The 14,902-nt window shown below is 75.6% G+C and carries 14 protein-coding genes; 6 read left to right on the forward strand and 8 right to left on the reverse strand.

Annotated features, from left to right (window positions below; all coding sequences use genetic code 11):
- Positions 1–95 precede the first annotated feature (95 nt).
- The 4 genes from WA788_RS16105 to WA788_RS16120 all read left to right on the forward strand — a co-directional run bounded on the left by WA788_RS16105 (position 96) and on the right by WA788_RS16120 (position 4,643).
- The gene (locus WA788_RS16105; RefSeq protein ID WP_335977856.1) at positions 96–788 is read left to right on the forward strand and encodes a response regulator transcription factor; all 693 of its coding nucleotides are present in this window, start codon (positions 96–98) and stop codon (positions 786–788) included.
- A gap of 25 nt (positions 789–813) precedes the next feature.
- The gene (locus tag WA788_RS16110) at positions 814–2,157 is read left to right on the forward strand and encodes a sensor histidine kinase (protein ID WP_335977858.1); all 1,344 of its coding nucleotides are present in this window, start codon (positions 814–816) and stop codon (positions 2,155–2,157) included.
- A gap of 179 nt (positions 2,158–2,336) precedes the next feature.
- The gene (locus WA788_RS16115) at positions 2,337–3,440 is read left to right on the forward strand and encodes a right-handed parallel beta-helix repeat-containing protein (RefSeq protein WP_335977860.1); all 1,104 of its coding nucleotides are present in this window, start codon (positions 2,337–2,339) and stop codon (positions 3,438–3,440) included.
- A gap of 210 nt (positions 3,441–3,650) precedes the next feature.
- Positions 3,651–4,643 carry a methyltransferase gene (locus WA788_RS16120; protein WP_335978081.1) on the forward strand — a complete coding sequence of 331 codons (993 nt, stop codon included), beginning with the start codon at positions 3,651–3,653 and terminating at the stop codon, positions 4,641–4,643.
- A gap of 90 nt (positions 4,644–4,733) precedes the next feature.
- Here the strand turns inward: WA788_RS16120 and WA788_RS16125 are convergent, their stop codons facing one another.
- From WA788_RS16125 to WA788_RS16155, 7 genes are all read right to left on the reverse strand, one after another.
- A complete protein-coding gene (locus WA788_RS16125) occupies positions 4,734–5,060 on the reverse strand; it encodes a TcmI family type II polyketide cyclase (protein WP_335977862.1) in 327 nt (108 codons plus the stop codon).
- 5 nt (positions 5,061–5,065) lie between these two features.
- Positions 5,066–5,572, reverse strand: a complete 507-nt coding sequence (locus WA788_RS16130) for an SRPBCC family protein (RefSeq protein ID WP_335977864.1) — start codon at positions 5,570–5,572, stop codon at positions 5,066–5,068.
- Between the two features lie 94 nt (positions 5,573–5,666).
- The gene (locus WA788_RS16135; RefSeq protein WP_335977866.1) at positions 5,667–5,966 is read right to left on the reverse strand and encodes an acyl carrier protein; all 300 of its coding nucleotides are present in this window, start codon (positions 5,964–5,966) and stop codon (positions 5,667–5,669) included.
- A gap of 55 nt (positions 5,967–6,021) precedes the next feature.
- A complete protein-coding gene (locus WA788_RS16140) occupies positions 6,022–7,290 on the reverse strand; it encodes a beta-ketoacyl synthase N-terminal-like domain-containing protein (protein ID WP_335977868.1) in 1,269 nt (422 codons plus the stop codon).
- Complete coding sequence (locus WA788_RS16145; RefSeq protein ID WP_335977871.1) at positions 7,287–8,591, reverse strand: beta-ketoacyl-[acyl-carrier-protein] synthase family protein; 1,305 nt, start codon at positions 8,589–8,591, stop codon at positions 7,287–7,289. Before WA788_RS16145 ends, WA788_RS16140 begins: the two co-directional genes overlap by 4 nt.
- Entirely contained in the window at positions 8,588–9,070 is a 483-nt protein-coding gene (locus WA788_RS16150) for a cupin domain-containing protein (RefSeq protein WP_335977873.1), read from the reverse strand. The genes WA788_RS16145 and WA788_RS16150 overlap by 4 nt, the downstream gene beginning before the upstream one ends.
- Positions 9,071–9,224: 154 nt before the next feature.
- Positions 9,225–10,484: a SchA/CurD-like domain-containing protein gene (locus WA788_RS16155; RefSeq protein ID WP_335977875.1), complete on the reverse strand. Its 1,260-nt coding sequence runs from the start codon at positions 10,482–10,484 to the stop codon at positions 9,225–9,227.
- A gap of 396 nt (positions 10,485–10,880) precedes the next feature.
- On the opposite strand from WA788_RS16155, the gene WA788_RS16160 reads away from it, so the two are divergent.
- The gene (locus WA788_RS16160) at positions 10,881–12,653 is read left to right on the forward strand and encodes an FAD-dependent oxidoreductase (RefSeq protein WP_335977876.1); all 1,773 of its coding nucleotides are present in this window, start codon (positions 10,881–10,883) and stop codon (positions 12,651–12,653) included.
- Positions 12,654–12,725: 72 nt separating this feature from the next.
- Here the strand turns inward: WA788_RS16160 and WA788_RS16165 are convergent, their stop codons facing one another.
- The gene (locus WA788_RS16165; RefSeq protein WP_335977877.1) at positions 12,726–13,940 is read right to left on the reverse strand and encodes a multicopper oxidase domain-containing protein; all 1,215 of its coding nucleotides are present in this window, start codon (positions 13,938–13,940) and stop codon (positions 12,726–12,728) included.
- Positions 13,941–14,270: 330 nt separating this feature from the next.
- Between WA788_RS16165 and WA788_RS16170 the strand changes: the two genes are divergently transcribed.
- A complete protein-coding gene (locus WA788_RS16170) occupies positions 14,271–14,675 on the forward strand; it encodes a hypothetical protein (RefSeq protein WP_335977879.1) in 405 nt (134 codons plus the stop codon).
- Positions 14,676–14,902: the final 227 nt, after the last annotated feature.

Below are 14,902 nucleotides of genomic sequence, written 5' to 3' on the forward strand. Positions count from 1 at the left end.
CACAAGCCCTCAAGCCCGCGCGGCGATTGAGCGCAGACCGGCCCACCCGGGCACACCACACACGGCTCCACCCGCGGAGCGATTAGGTTCGGGTCATGCCAACAGTCCTCGTCGTCGAAGACGACCACTTCGTGCGGTCCGCCCTCATCCGGCACCTCGCCGACGCCGGGCACACCGTACGCAGCGTCGGCACCGCGCTGGAAGCGCTCCGCGAGGTCGCCCAGTTCGGCTTCGACGTGGTCATCCTGGACCTGGGTCTGCCGGACCTGGACGGCTCCGAGGCGCTGAAGATGCTGCGCGGCCTGAGCGACGTCCCCGTGATCGTGGCGACCGCGCGCGACGACGAGACCGAGATCGTCCGGCTGCTGAACGCCGGCGCGGACGACTACCTGGTCAAGCCGTTCTCCGTCGAGCACCTGTCGGCGCGGCTGGCCGCGGTACTGCGCCGGGCCCGCGGCGGCGGCACCGGCGCGCCGCCCGCGGACGAACGCATCCGCGTCGGCGGCCTGGAGATCGACGCCCGCCGCCGCCTCGCCGTCCTCGACGGCCACCAACTCGACCTGACCCGCCGGGAGTTCGACCTGCTCGCCTTCCTCGCCGCCCGCCCGGGCGTGGTGGTGCCGCGCCGCGAACTGCTCGCCGAGGTCTGGCGCCAGTCCTACGGCGACGACCAGACCATCGACGTGCACCTGTCGTGGCTGCGCCGCAAACTCGGCGAGACCGCCGCCCGCCCCCGCTACCTGCACACGCTGCGCGGTGTCGGGGTCAAGCTGGAGCCCCCGGCGTGAGCGGCGCGCGGACGGCGGCCCGCCGATGAGATGGGCGCTGATACGGGTCTCGCTCGCCGTCACCGCGATGGTGGTGCTCGCCTTCGCGGTGCCGCTCGGCCTCGTGGTGAGGGAACTCGCCCGGGACCGCGCGCTGACCAACGCCGAACGCCAGGCCGCCGCGGTGGCCCCCGCGCTGGCCATCACCACCGACCGCGCCGAACTCGCCCGGGCCGTGGCCACCGCCCAGGCCGGCGGCGAGAACCGGATCGCGCTGCGCATCCCGGCCACCGCGCACACCGCGGCGGTGGACCTCGGCCGGCACCGAGCCTCGCGCGCCGCGCTGGCCGAGGCGTCGGCGCACGGCGCCGCCGCGACCGTACGGGTGCCCGGCGGGTACGCCCTGCTGCGGCCGACCGCGGTCTCCACCGGCACCATCGCGGTGGTCGAGGTGTTCGTGCCCGAGGCCGACGTCACCCGGGGCGTGGCCACCGCGTGGCTGGTGCTCGCGGGTGTCGGGGCGGTCCTGGTCGCGGGGTCCGCGGTGGTCGCCGACCGGCTCGGCAGCCGCACGATCCGGCCCGCGGTCCGGCTGGCCGGCGCCGCCCGCCGGCTCGGCGAGGGCGACCTCGCGGTGCGGGTGCCGGAGGCCGGCCCGGACGAACTGCGCGCCGCGGCAGCCGCGTTCAACGCGATGGCCGACCAGGTCGTCCAACTCCTGGCCAACGAAAGGGAACTCGCCGCCGACCTGTCGCACCGGCTGCGCACCCCGCTGACCGTGCTGCGGCTCAACACCGCCTCGCTGGGCGGCACTCCGGCCGCCGAGCACACCCGCGCGGCCGTCGCCCAACTCGAACGCGAGGTGGACCAGATCATCCGGGCCGCCCGCGGCCAGCGCACCGCACCCGCGGTGCCCGCCGGGTGCGACGCGGCCGAGGTGGTGCGCGAGCGGATGGCGTTCTGGTCGGCGCTCGCGGAGGACGAGAACCGCGAGGTGCGCACCGCGGGCGCCGACCGCCCGGTACGGGTGCCGGTCGCCCGCGCCGACCTCGCCGCCGCGCTCGACGCGATGCTCGGCAACGTCTTCCGGCACACCCCGGAGGGCACCGCCTTCGCCGTCGACGTCCACGAGTTCGACGGCGCCGTGATCCTGCTGGTCTCCGACGCCGGGCCGGGCGTCGCCGACCCCGACGCCGCGCTGCGCCGCGGCCACGGCGCGGGCGGGCCCGGCTCCACCGGCCTCGGCCTGGACATCGTGCGCCGCGTGGCGGAGTCCACCGGCGGGGACCTGGCCGTCGGCCGCAGCGTGCTCGGCGGCACCGAGGTCCGTATCCGCCTGGCCCGCACCCTGCCCGCCCCGGCGCCGCGCCCCACCCACCGCCGTACTTGAGCACCGCGCCCCCCACCGCCGTATCACCGTCGCCGTACGTCCGGCTTGGCGCGTCACCCCAGTGACGCCCCGTGAGTGGCGGGGCGCCTGGGCCGTCCCTAGCGTCGAAACGGCGGCCCGAGCCGCCGTTTTTCACGTCCATGCCCCCGGTGGGGGGCCGTAGGGAAGCGGGTCGGGCGATGGTGAAGCGTGTGATCGCGGGAGCGACGGTGACGGCCGCGGCGGTGGCCGCGATGGGCGCCGCGGGAGCGCCCGCGCGGGCGGCGGCGGTGCGGGTGGTGCACCCGGGGGAGTCCATCCAGGCGGCGGTGGACGCGGCCGCGCCGGGCGACACCGTGCTGGTGCTGCCGGGCACCTACCGCGGCAGCGTGCGGATCGGCACGCCGGACCTGACGCTGCGCGGCACCGGCGCGGGCAGCACCGTCCTGGCCCCGCCCACCGCGGGCACCGACCCGCACAGCGCGGCCGGCGCCGGCCGGCCGGCGACCGCGGGCGCCCAGACGGGCGCCGCCGCGTGCGCCGCGGCCGGCGACGGCCTGTGCGTCACCGGCGCGTCCGGTGTGCGGGTGGAGTCCCTGGCGGTCACCGGCTTCGCCAAGTACGGCCTGTGGGCCACCGCCGCCGACCGCCTCACCGTCGACCACGTCCGGGCCGACCGCAACGGCCAGTACGGCATCGGCCAGGAGAAGTCGGTCCGCTCGCGCTTCGCCGGCAACGAGGCGAGCGGCAACGGCGAGGCCGGCCTGTTCGTGGCGAACACGGTCTCCGAGGAGGGCGGCGCCACCGACACCCAGGGCACCGAGATCCGCGGCAACCGCCTCACCGGCAACCACATGGGCCTGGTCGTCCGCCGGCTGCGCGACGTCACCGTGGACGGCAACACCATGAACGGCAACTGCGCGGGCGTCTTCCTCGTCGGCGACGAGAACACCCCGCGCGCGGGCGAGATGACGCTCACCGGCAACACCGTGGACGCGAACAACGCCTACTGCCCGGCCACCGCCCGCCTGCCCTACGTCCAGGGCGCGGGCGTGGTGCTGACCGGCGTGGAGAACACGGTGCTCGACGGCAACGAGATCAACGGCAACGTCGGCGACTCGCCGCTGTCCGGGGGTGTCGTGCTCTTCCCGAGCTTCACCGGCAAACCCGACTCCGGCAACACGGTGCGGAACAACACGGTGCTGCGCAACGGCCCCGCCGACCTCGCCGACCGCGACCACGGCACCGGCAACACCTTCACCGCGAACACCTGCCAGGTCTCCCTGCCCGCCGGCCGCTGCTGACGGCACCCGCCGCACACCGGCGCTCCCCCCACCGCGCCCCACCGCTCCCCCCACCGCCATGACGCCATGAGAAAGGGCGGCACCATGACGACCACACCGGACACCGAGGCCCAACCCCCCCTGAACACCACCCCGTTCGGAAACGACACCCGAGCCGGCACCGCGACCGGCCCCGGCAAGGACGACGGCACCGACGACGGCGCCGCGGCGATGCGGCTGCGCGAGATCGTCTTCGGCGCCGCCTGCGCCGCCTCCGTACGCGCCGCCGCCCGCCTGGGACTTCCCGACGCGCTCGGCGAAACCCCCGCCACCGCCGAGGAGTTGGCCGAGCGCCTCGACGTGGCACCCGAACCGCTGCGCCGGCTGCTGCGCGCCCTCGCCTGCTACGGGGTCTTCGCCGAAGCCGCCGACGGCCGCTTCACGCACACCGGCATGTCCCGGCTGCTGCGCGAGGACACCCCCGGCAGCCTGCACCACATCGCGCTGTGGTGCACCGAGCCCTGGACCTGGGACGCTTGGCCGCGGCTGGACGAGGCCGTCCGCTCCGGCCGGGACGTCTTCGCCGACCTGTACGGCAAGAGCTTCTTCGAGTACCTGCACACCGACGCCGCCGACTCCGCCCGCGTCTTCGACCGCGCGATGACCTCCTCCAGCCGCCAGGCGGCCCGCGACCTGGCCGCGTACGTGGACCTGACCGGGGTCCGCTCCGTCGTCGACATCGGCGGCGGCCAGGGGCTGGCGCTCGCCGGGCTGCTGGAGAAGGCGCCCGGGCTGCACGGCACCCTGCTGGACCTGCCCGACGTCGTCGCCCACGCCGACCCGCGGCTGCGGGAAGGCGGCGCGCTCGCCGACCGGGTGCGGCTGGTCCCCGGCGACTGCCGCACCGCGATCCCGGTCCGCGCCGACCTGTACGTCCTGAAGAACATCCTCGAGTGGGACGACGCCAGCACCCGCGCCACCCTGCGCAACGTCGTCGCCGCCGCCGAACCCGGCGCCCGGGTGCTGGTGATCGAGAACCTCGTCGACGACAGCCCCTCCATGCGCTTCACCACCGCGATGGACCTGCTCCTGCTGCTCAACGTCGGCGGCGCCAAGCACACCCGGGCGAGCATGACCGCCCTGATGGAGGAGGCGGGGCTGCCGGTCGAGGCCGTCCGCCCGATCAACCCCCACCTGCACGCCTTCGAGTCGCGGGTGCCCTGACCCCAGGACGTCCCCTCAACCACGAAGCGGGTGGCCCCGTACCTTCCGGGACCACCCGCTTTCGCGGTGCCGTCACTGCCCGACGAGCGCCTACGCGCGGTCCCAGCGGTAGAACTCCTGGGCCATCGCGTCCTTGGGCTCGCGCCAGGTCACCGGGTCGTACGCCGAGACGTACGGCGCGAGGGCCTCGCTGATGCGGCGGAACTCCGGGTGCCGCGCGTGCTGGGCGACCTCCGGCCCCGGCGGCCGCTCGGCCTCGATCAGGTGCAGGTAGAGGTCGTCGTGGAAGCGGAACAGGCTGCGCCCGGTCACTCCGATCAGCCCGGGCAGCTCACCCCGGTCGGACGCGGCGAACTCCTCGGCGACGGCGGCCGCGGCGTCCGGCTTCATCCGGGCCACGATCAGGCTGCGGTGCATCGCCCTCACGCCCTTTCCGCGGTGCGCGGCGGCATCGCGGTCAGCCCGCGTTCGGCGGCCCGCTTCTCGACGCGCTCGCGGATGCGCTCCATCTGGATCACGGAGTTGCGGTTGATCCGGTCGGTCATCTCCGCGTCGTCGACCGGCGCGGTCGGCTTCATCGCGAAGTCCTGCACCCACCGCATCGAGGTGCCGCCGGGCACCTCGGCGTACTCCCAGCGGATGTCCATGTGCGCGAACGGGCCGGTCTCCACCCGCCGGGCGCGCACCGTCAGGTTGCGGCGGTCCATCACCCGCTCGGAGACCCAGCTCCACACGGTGCCGTTCTCGTCGGGGTGCATGGTGAGCCGGAAGGTGACCCGGTCGCCGTCGCGCTCCATGACCTCCACCGCGGCGTACTCGCTGAACAGCTGCGGCCAACTCTCCAGGTCGTTGGTGAGCTCCCAGGTGAGGTCCACCGGGGCGGCGATGGTGATGGAGTTCTCGGTGTGGCCTGCGGTCGGTGCTGCCATGAGCTGCGCTCCTTGTCTGGTGCGTGCGTGCGTACGGCGCGGGCGCCGGTGTTCCGGTGCGGCGCCCGCGTGCGCTGCGGCGGACGGGTGCGGGTCAGGCCGCGGCCGCCTTCAGCTGGGAGTTGACGGTGGCCAGGAACACGTGCGGGGTCTTGCACGTCTCGGCGTCGTCGCCGATCCGGCGCCCGTAGCGCTTCTCCAGCTCGGCGACGATGCCGAGCAGCCCGAGGGAGTCGAGGTTGAACTCCTCGAACGTCGTGGCCGGGTCGGCCGCCAACTGGTGCGGCTCGACCGCGAGCCCGGCCCGGTTTCTCATCAGGTCGGCCAGCTCGTCGAAGGTGACGGGGCCGTCCGCGGTCGTCTTCCGCCGCGGGTCCGTCTGCTGCTCGTCCATGGGGGTGCTCCTTCGGTGGGGGGATTCGGTGGGGATCGGGTTCAGGGGATCGGGTTCAGTGGGGGGAGCGGGCCGGATCGGGCGCGCGCAGCACCATCGCCGCGTTGCACCCCATCAGCCCGCGGCTGAGCACCAGGGCGGTGCGCAGCGGGATGACACGTGCCTCGCCGGTGACCACGTCGAGGTCGTGCCGCACCTCGGCCACGTTCGGGGTGGGGGGCACCACGCCGTGTTCGAGGGCGAGTACCGCCGCCGCGGCGTCCAGTGCCGAGGCGGCGGAGTAGGCGCGGCCGAAGCCGGTCTTGGGGGCGGTGACGGGCACGGTCGCCGCGCGCGGCCCGAGCGCGTCGGCGATGGCCAGCGCCTCGGCCTGGTCGGCCGCGGGCACGCCCAGCGCGTCGGCGAAGACCACGTCCACGTCCGCGGGGGCGCAGCCGGCCGACGCGAGGGCGCCGCGGGCGGCGCGCGCCAGTCCCTCCCGGGAGTCCCGCCAGGAGCGGGTGCCGGTGAAGGTCGCCGCGTGCCCGGCGACCACCGCCCGCACCCGCGCCCCGCGCCGCCGGGCCGCCGCCTCCTCCTCGACCACGAACATCGCGCCGCCCTCGGCGGGGGAGTAGCCGCGGGCGTCGTCGGTGAACGGCAGGTAGGCGCGGCGCGGGTCGCCGGCCAGGCTCAGCTCGCCGTAGCCGAGCTGGCACACCACGGAGTACGGCGCGAGCGGCGCCTCGGTGGCGCCGGTGACCATCGCGTCGGTGCCGCGCCGGATGGTCCGGGCCGCGTGCGCGAAGGCGTCCAGGCCGCCCGCCTCGTCGTCGGCGAGCACCCCGCACGGCCCGCGGAACCCGCCGCGGATCGAGATCTGGCCGGTGCTGGCCGCGTAGAACCAGGCGATGGACTGGTAGGGGCCGACGAACTGCGGTCCGCTGCCCCACAGTTGCTGCAACTCGCGCTGGCCGAACTCGCCGCCGCCGGAGCCGGCCGCGGTGACCACGCCGATCGCGTACGGGTCGTCCGGGTCGGCCGCCAGGTGCGCGTCGGCCAGGGCGAGTTCGGCGGCGGCCATGGCCAGGTGGCTGAACCGGTCGGTCTGCACGAGGAAGCGCTCCTCGACCAGCCCGCCCGGGTCGAAGCCGTCCGGGCCGCCCTGGACCTGCCCGGCGACCTTCAGCGGCAGCTGCTCGCAGCCCTCCCGGCGGACCGGGCCGAGCACCGAGGTGCCCTGCTGGACCGCCTTCCAGAACGCCTCGCTGCCGACGCCGTTCGGCGCGACCACGCCGAGCCCGGTGACCACCGCGGTCCGCTCTGCGCTGCCGGACCCGCTCATGACGCACTCCTCTCGGCGTGGGCGAGGACCACCGCGGACTGGAAGCCGCCGAAACCGCTGCCGACCGACAGCACGGACCTCAGCCGGACCTGCCGCGCGGTACACGGCACGTAGTCGAGGTCGCACTCCGGGTCGGGGGTCTCGTAGTTGGCGGTCGGTGGCACCACGTCGTGCTGCAACGCCAGTGCGCACGCGGCGAGTTCGATCGCGCCGATGGCGCCGAGCGAGTGCCCGACCATGGACTTGATCGAGCTCATCGGCACCGTGCGGGCGTGCTCGCCCAGCGAGCGCTTGACCGCGGCGGTCTCGTGCCGGTCGTTCTGCTTGGTGCCGGAGCCGTGCGCGTTGACGTAGTCCACCGCGGTGCGGTCGATCCGCGCGTCGGCCAGGGCCCGGTCGATGGCGTGGGACATCTCCCGGCCCTCGGTGGTCAGCCCGGTCATGTGGTAGGCGTTGCCGAACGTCGCGAAGCCGCGCAGCTCGCACAGCACCCGGGCGCCGCGCGCCCGCGCGTGCTCCCACTCCTCCAGCACCAGCACCGCCGAGCCCTCGCCGAGCACGAAGCCGTCCCGGTCGGCGTCGAACGGGCGGGAGGCGTGCGCCGGGTCGTCGTTGCGGGTCGAGGTGGCCTTGATCGCGTCGAAGCAGGCCACCGTGATGGGCGAGATCGGCGAGTCCGCCGCCCCGGCCACCACCACGTCGGCGCGGCCCTCCTGCACGGCGTGGAAGGCGTGGCCGACCGCGTCCAGGCCGGAGGTGCAGCCGGTGGAGACGGTGTGCACCGGGCCGTGCGCGCCGATGTCCTCGGCCACTTCCGAGGCGAGCGCGCTGGGCTGGAACGCCCGGTGCAGGTGCGCGCCGGCCGCCTCCGGGGAGACGTCCCAACGGCTGCCGGACGCACTGACCTTGACGTAGTCGCGCTCCAGCCGGGTGGTGCCGCCGACCGCGGAGCCCAGGCACACCCCGACCCGCCACGCGTCCTGCGCGGCGAGGTCGAGCCCGCTGTCGCCGATCGCCTCGCGCGCCGCGACCAGCGCGAACTGGGCGTAGCGGTCGGCGCGTTCGGCCTGCGCGGCACTGAGCCCGGCGGCGCGCGGGTCGAAGTCGCACTCGGCGGCGATCCGGGACCGGAAGCCGGCCGGGTCGAAGAGGCTGATGCCGCGGGTGGCCGTCCGGCCGGCGGTCAGCAGGTCCCAGAAGGCCGGTACGCCGATCCCGCCGGGGGCGACCACCCCGACGCCGGTGACGGCGACCCGCCGGCTCCCGTCCGGGCCGGGGCCTGGCCCGCCGGGGCGCTTCACGCCTGTGCCTTCGCCGGGTCGGGAGGCGCGAGGTCGACCTCTCCGGCCACCTCCGCCGCCGGCTCGCGGCCGGACTGCCCGGTGGACCCGTTCTCCTCGCCCTCCTCGGTGTCCACGTGGCCCAGCTCCGGGCGCGGCGCGAGCGGGCCGAGGTGGAAGACCATCCGGGCCTCGGTGTCGCCCACGTTGCGGAAGCGGTGCCGCATGTCGATCGGGATGAGCAGGCCCTGCTCCGGCCGCAGCGGGTGGCTCACGCCGTCCAGGTCCACTTCCAGCTGCCCGCTGAGCACGTAGACGAACTCCTCGGAGTACGGGTGGAAGTGCTCGCCGATCCGCTCGCCGGGCTGCATGATCGCCACGCCCATGAAGCCGCTGGTCGCGCCGCAGGAGGTGGGCGTGATCAGGGCCCGCAGGTCGCCGCCGCGCCGGCGGTTGGGGCTGGTGTCGTCCAGGTGCACGATGCGCACGTCGTTCGTCATGGCGGCTCCTCGATGTCCTTCGAAATCGCCCGGCCCTTCCTGGGGCCGGGGCTGTGGCTGGGGGGTGGTGCCGCACGCACCGCACGCGCCTCGCGTGCTCCGCGTGCTTCGGGTGCTGCGGTGCGCGGGGACCCGCGGGTCCCCGCGGCCGGTGTCAGTGCGAGGTCCGGTCCGTGACCGGCGTCATCGGGTGGCCGCCGAGGCCGAGCCCGGTGGGGTCGGCCGGGCCGCCCGGCACGAGCAGCTCGCGCAGCACAGCGGCGGGGTCGCCGTCGGCGGCGGGTGCGGCCGGGCCGTCGGAGGGCAGCCCGCGCACGTCGACCACCCGCACCACGGTGTCCTCGCGCCGGAAGACCGTGGCCGCGGCCAGCGGGTGCGCCGGGTCGGCGGCGGCCTCGGCGTCGAGGGCGCCCAGCAGCCGGGCGGCGTCGGCGCCGCGGCCGGGCCGTACGGGGTACAGGAACGCCAGGCGGGTCAGCGGCCCGCCCCCCTCGCCGGCCTCGCTGATCTCGCCGGCCTCGCCGCTGCCGGCGCCGGACGCCAGGGCCGGGTCCGTCTCGTGGCCGGTGGCAGGCAGGGCCGCCCGGGCGAAGAAGGCGCGCGCCGACGCGGGCGAGGTGAGGTCGCGCTCCTCCTCCAGGTAGGGGTTGATCGCCTGCTCCACGGCCCGGATCTCCGGCTGCGCGGCCACATGCCGCAGCGCGTTGCCGAGGTCGCCGGCCACCTCGACCGCGCGCACCACCCGGTTGCCGTACATGAACAGCGAGGTGCGCAACAACCGCGTGGTGTCGTCCACTTGGGGCTGCGGGGCGCGGTAGTCCGCCAGCAGCTTCGCCACCTCGGCCTCGCTGCCCGGCTTCACCGTGAAGGTGATCGCGTGCCGCACCACCCCGTTCGAGCACAGCGGCGGCGCGGGCAGCGGGTCGATCTCGTCGGCCGGCCTGCCCGAGCCCGTGTACGAGCGGGCGGCCGAACCGGCGGTCGGACCGGCGGCCGAACCGGTGACGGGGACGGCGCCCGGACCGGCGGACGCGGCGCCGCGCGGCTGTGCGGCACCCTGCTCCGGGGTCTCCCGGGCGACCAGGAACCGCAGGGACGTGGTGTCCCGCACGCACCCGTGCAGCGGCTCGACCATCGTGCGGTGCGCGGCGCTCTCCACCCACTCCAGGAACGGCTCGCTGCCCTCCCACTCGCTGGTGATCAGCCACTGCGAGGAGTTGCCGAGCGACTGGCACAGCTGGTCGCTGATGTGGCCGGGCACGGCCGCCACTTGGTGCCGTATCTGCTCGTACGCCGCCAGGAAGTTCTCCTGCCTGCCGTCGAGCACGTCCAGCAGCAGTACGACGCGCAGCCGGGCGGTGGGCGGGGCGGCGGCGGAAGGGGGCGGGGCGAGCCGGTCGTCCAGAGTCGTCACGGGAGTTCGTTCCTCTCGGGTGGGGCGGGTGCGCACGGCGGTGGGCCGGGCCCGGGCGGGGCGGCGGTGCCGGTGCCTCGGGGGGCGGTGGTGCCGTCGGATGTGCTGTTGGCGGGGCGCGGCCGAGGGCGCTGGGCGCGGTGGGCCGCCGCGGGCGGTGGTGCCTGCCGCATATGCGTTCTGCCGTATGCGCGGGGCCGGGCCGCCTGGTTCCGATGCTCACGCCCGGGCGGGAATCGTGCGCGGCACGTGAGGCGGCAGAGTGAAGCACGGCCCGGCCCGGCCCGCGGAGCGCCCCGGCAGGGAAGGGAACCACCGGGAAGCATCCCCTGGCCGCGGGCCCGGCCCCGCCGCCGCGTGCGCCCCCACCCCACCCCCCCACTCCGGGAGACCCCCATGACGAACGCCCCGCACCCCGCGCCGCCGCCCGGCCGCGACGGGCACACCGACGACCGCGTGCCCGTCCTGATCGCGGGCGGCTCCCTCGTCGGCCTGTCCGCGTCGCTCTTCCTCGGCCGCCTGGGCGTGCCGCACCTGCTCGTCGAACGGCATGCCCGCACCTCGCACCACCCGCGTGGCCGGGGCAACAATGTCCGCACCATGGAACTGCTGCGCGCCGCGGGCGTCGAGGACCGGGTGCGCGCGGCCGCGTCCGTGCTCGCCGACAACCACGGCATCCTCCAGGCCGACACCCTCACCGGCGCCGAGCAGGAGTGGCTGTTCCGCACGATCGACCCCGGCGGCGCGCTGTCCCGGATCAGCCCGAGCGGCTGGTGCCTGTGCAGCCAGAACGACCTGGAGCCCGTACTGCTCGCCGCCGCCCGCGAGTTGGGCGGCGACATCCGCTTCGGCACCGAGCTGGTGTCCTTCGCGCAGGACGCCGACGGCGTCACCGCCGAGATCACCGACCGCGCCTCCGGCACCTCGCGCACCGTCCGCGCGGACTACCTGATCGCCGCCGACGGGCCGCGCAGCCCGGTCCGCGAGCGCCTCGGCATCCAGATGACCGGGCCGGGCGACCTCTTCCACAACGTCAGCATCACCTTCCGCGCCAAGCGGCTGGCCGACGCGGTCGGCGACCGCCGCTTCATCGTCTGCTACCTCACCAACCCCGACAGCCCCGGTGCGCTGCTGCCCGTCGACAACGCCCAGGACTGGGTCTTCCACGCGCCCTGGCGGCCCGACGACGGCGAGACCCTCGACGACTTCACCGACGAGCGCTGCGCACACCTCATCCGCACCGCCGTCGGCGTGCCCGACCTGGAGGTCGAGATCACCGGGAAGGCACCCTGGCACGCCGCCGAACGCGTCGCCGAGCGGTACGGGCACGGCCGGGTGCTGCTCGCCGGGGACTCCGCGCACGAGATGTCGCCGACCGGCGCGTTCGGCTCCAACACCGGTATCCAGGACGCCCACAACCTCGCCTGGAAGCTCGCCGCGGTGCTCGCCGGGTGGGCCGGGCCGGGCCTGGTGGACAGCTACGACGCCGAGCGGCGCCCGGTCGCGCTGGCCACCGCCGCCCGCGCGTCGGCCCGCTCCGCCGAGCACAGCCACCCCGGGTACGACGCCGCGCCGGTCGCCGGCGGGCCGCGGTCCGGGATGATGCCGGCGGTGCTCGGCTACCGCTACCCGGGCGGCGCGGTGCTCGGCGCCGACCCCGGACAGCCCGCCGTACCGGACGAGTTCAGCCCCCGCGCGGTGCCCGGCGGCCGCGCACCCCACGTGTGGGTGCGGTGCGGCGGCGAGCGGATCTCCACGCTCGACCTCTACGAGCGCACGCCGGTGCTGCTCACCGGCCCGGCGGGCGGCGCCTGGTACGACGCGGCGCGGCTGGCCGCCGAACGGATCGGGGTGCCGCTGGCCTGCTACCGGCTCGGCCGCGAACTGAAGGTCCTGCCCCCGGCGGAACAGGCGGACTCGGCGGGACAGGCGGACTCGGCGGGACAGGCGGAACGGGCGGGACAGGCGGAACGGGCGGAGTCGGCGCGACCCGGGCCCGGGGGTCCGGCGCGACCCGCGCCCGACTTCTGCGGGCTGCACGGCATCGGGGAGGAGGGCGCGGTGCTGGTCCGCCCGGACGGCTTCGTCGCCTGGCGCTCCGAGGGCCCCCGCCCCGACCCCGAGTCCGTGCTGCGCACCGCCCTGACGGAGGCGTTCCGCCGCGCCTGACCTCGTGACGGCTGCCCCGTCCGCGGGCGGGCGGTCCCCGGACCGGTCGGACGGGGCAGCCGGGCGGGTCGGTCACCGCGTCACGCGGTACCTCCCCGCCATCCCGTGCATCATGTGGGCCGCCACATGGCAGTGGTAGAGCCAGTCGCCCGGGTTGTCCTCCAGGTACTCGGCCGTCAACGTGGTGGCGGGGCCGAGGAGTTGGGAGTCGGTCCAGCCGGCGGGGCTCAGCCAGCGGTGGCCGTGGACGTGGAAGACGTGGAAGGAGTTGCCGAGCGTGGCGACCCGCCACCGGACCCGTTCGCCCTCGCGCGCGGTGAACGTGGGGGCGTTGTCGACGAAGGCTCCTCCGTTGCACAGCGAGAGGTCCTGCTTCAGGCCGGTGGCGTCGTTCGCGGACAGGTCGTGGAAGAAGAGCACGAACTCCCGGTCGACGTCCGGCGTCTGCCGGTCGGTGACCGCGATCATCCCGAACAGCCCCAGCTCCGCGCCGATCTCCATGACCGGGCCGCTGCCGCCCAGCGCGCGGGAGTTCATCGAGTCGTGGGCCGGGGGCGGGGTGGTGCCGCCGGAGCCCCCGGCGGGCTGCGGCGGCGTCTGCGGCGCCGCGTGGTCGTGGTAGGGCCAACTCCCCACCGAACTGGGCACGCAGGTCCAGGTGTAGGTGTAACTCCCGCCGTAGGGCACGGCCGTTCCGGGAGAGTCGGGGTCATCCGCCATCCAGCCGCCGTCACTTGCCGGGGCGTACCGCACCCCGTGCGGGTGCATGCTGTGCGGCCACTTGTAGTGCGCGTCGTTGTTCCGGAAGTGCACCCGCAGCACGTCGCCGACCTCGGCGCGCAGCACCGGGCCGGGGATGCCGCTGTTCGGGCCGATGCCCTGCGGGCCCAGGTCGGCCGGCAGCGGCTCCGCCCAGTCGGGGGTGTAGGCGCGGTAGCCGATCGCCTGGTAGGTGGTGCGGTCCGCGGTGAAGGCCATCCCGGTCATGCCGTCGCGGCCGTTGGGCACGGCGTTGTGCGCGAAGGAGTCGGCCTGGACCCAGTACTCGCGGACCCGCCCGCCGCCGACCGCGCGGAACGCCTCCGCGGCGAACGGGTCGGCGCCGGCGCCGGGGGCCGTGCCGGAGCCGCCGAAGGCGGTGGCGGAGGTGGCGGCGGAGGCAGCGGCGGCCTCGGCGGGCGGGCCGGCCAGCGCCAGCGCGGCAGCCGCGCTGCCTCCGGTCAGCGCGCGCAGCAGGTTCCGGCGGTCGCTGCCTCGGCGCGGTTCGCGTACCGGCTCCGGTGACATGGGCGTCCTCTCGCTCGGGGGTGGGCGGCCGCCGCCCCGCGCTCCTGAGGCGCACTCAGGCGACCGCCGGGCGCGGCCCGCGGGCGTCGCCCGCCGCACGCCCACTGTGCGGGTCGAATCACCCGTCACGCGGGTGCCCCGCCCTGGAGAGTGACCGAACCAGGCAGGTGGCGGCGTCTGCCACCCGAAGAGCGGACCCGGTCACCCTGATGCGGCGATCTCCGGTGGCGGGCCCGCCGGGACTGGCTGACGGTGATCTTGTCGCCACTGCGCTTGTCGGGCTGACATGTTGTCAGCCGGCGTATGTCGGCGGCGGAAGGAATCGTCCCCATGCGTACTGCCCGCACCCTCGTGGCCGGAGCCGCGCTCACCGCCTGCCTCGCCCTCGCTGCTCCGGCCGCCCACGCCGCGGGTGCCGTCAACATCTACGACCCGAGCGGCCAGGGCTCGTCGTCGTCCTCTTCCTCGTCCTCCTCCTCTTCCTCCTCGTCGGACTCCGGTAAGTACTCGCACTCGTCCGGCAGCGACAGCTCGCAGGACGAGTCCGGCCAGGGCTCGGACGACAGCCAGTGGCACAAGCCGCACGGCGGCATGCACACCGGTGGCGGCGGCATGTCGGCGGCCGGCGGCAGCAGCCTCGCGGCCGGTTCGGTGCTGCTGCTCGGCGGCCTCGGCGCCGGTGCGTACGTCCTGCGCCGCCGTCGCGGTACGGCCGCGGCCGGCGCCCTGGCCTGACCGGTTCGCGCTCCGGTTCCCCCCTCCGGCTGCCCGGGCCGGGGGAAGAACCGCGGCTGAACCGGACCTGAGCCGGACCCGAGCCGGACCTGGCAGTGGCCGCCGTCGCGGTACGGCGGCGGCCGCGTCCCGGAACCCGGCCGGGACCTCCCACCGGCGGCCGGGCGCGTGCCGTCCCGCACCGCGCCCGGCCGCCCGGCTGCCCGGGACCGTCCCCCGTCCCGCCC

It is taken from the genome of Streptomyces sp. CA2R106 (genome assembly GCF_037034245.1).
GTDB lineage: Bacteria > Actinomycetota > Actinomycetes > Streptomycetales > Streptomycetaceae > Actinacidiphila.

Coding starts and splice junctions, on each gene's coding strand:
- WA788_RS16105 (WP_335977856.1), top strand. CDS start 96: ATGCCAACAGTCCTCGTCGTCGAAGACGACCACTTCGTGCGGTCCGCC.
- WA788_RS16110 (WP_335977858.1), top strand. CDS start 814: ATGAGATGGGCGCTGATACGGGTCTCGCTCGCCGTCACCGCGATGGTG.
- WA788_RS16115 (WP_335977860.1), top strand. CDS start 2,337: ATGGTGAAGCGTGTGATCGCGGGAGCGACGGTGACGGCCGCGGCGGTG.
- WA788_RS16120 (WP_335978081.1), top strand. CDS start 3,651: ATGCGGCTGCGCGAGATCGTCTTCGGCGCCGCCTGCGCCGCCTCCGTA.
- WA788_RS16125 (WP_335977862.1), bottom strand. CDS start 5,060: ATGCACCGCAGCCTGATCGTGGCCCGGATGAAGCCGGACGCCGCGGCC.
- WA788_RS16130 (WP_335977864.1), bottom strand. CDS start 5,572: ATGGCAGCACCGACCGCAGGCCACACCGAGAACTCCATCACCATCGCC.
- WA788_RS16135 (WP_335977866.1), bottom strand. CDS start 5,966: ATGGACGAGCAGCAGACGGACCCGCGGCGGAAGACGACCGCGGACGGC.
- WA788_RS16140 (WP_335977868.1), bottom strand. CDS start 7,290: ATGAGCGGGTCCGGCAGCGCAGAGCGGACCGCGGTGGTCACCGGGCTC.
- WA788_RS16150 (WP_335977873.1), bottom strand. CDS start 9,070: ATGACGAACGACGTGCGCATCGTGCACCTGGACGACACCAGCCCCAAC.
- WA788_RS16160 (WP_335977876.1), top strand. CDS start 10,881: ATGACGAACGCCCCGCACCCCGCGCCGCCGCCCGGCCGCGACGGGCAC.
- WA788_RS16165 (WP_335977877.1), bottom strand. CDS start 13,940: ATGTCACCGGAGCCGGTACGCGAACCGCGCCGAGGCAGCGACCGCCGG.
- WA788_RS16170 (WP_335977879.1), top strand. CDS start 14,271: ATGCGTACTGCCCGCACCCTCGTGGCCGGAGCCGCGCTCACCGCCTGC.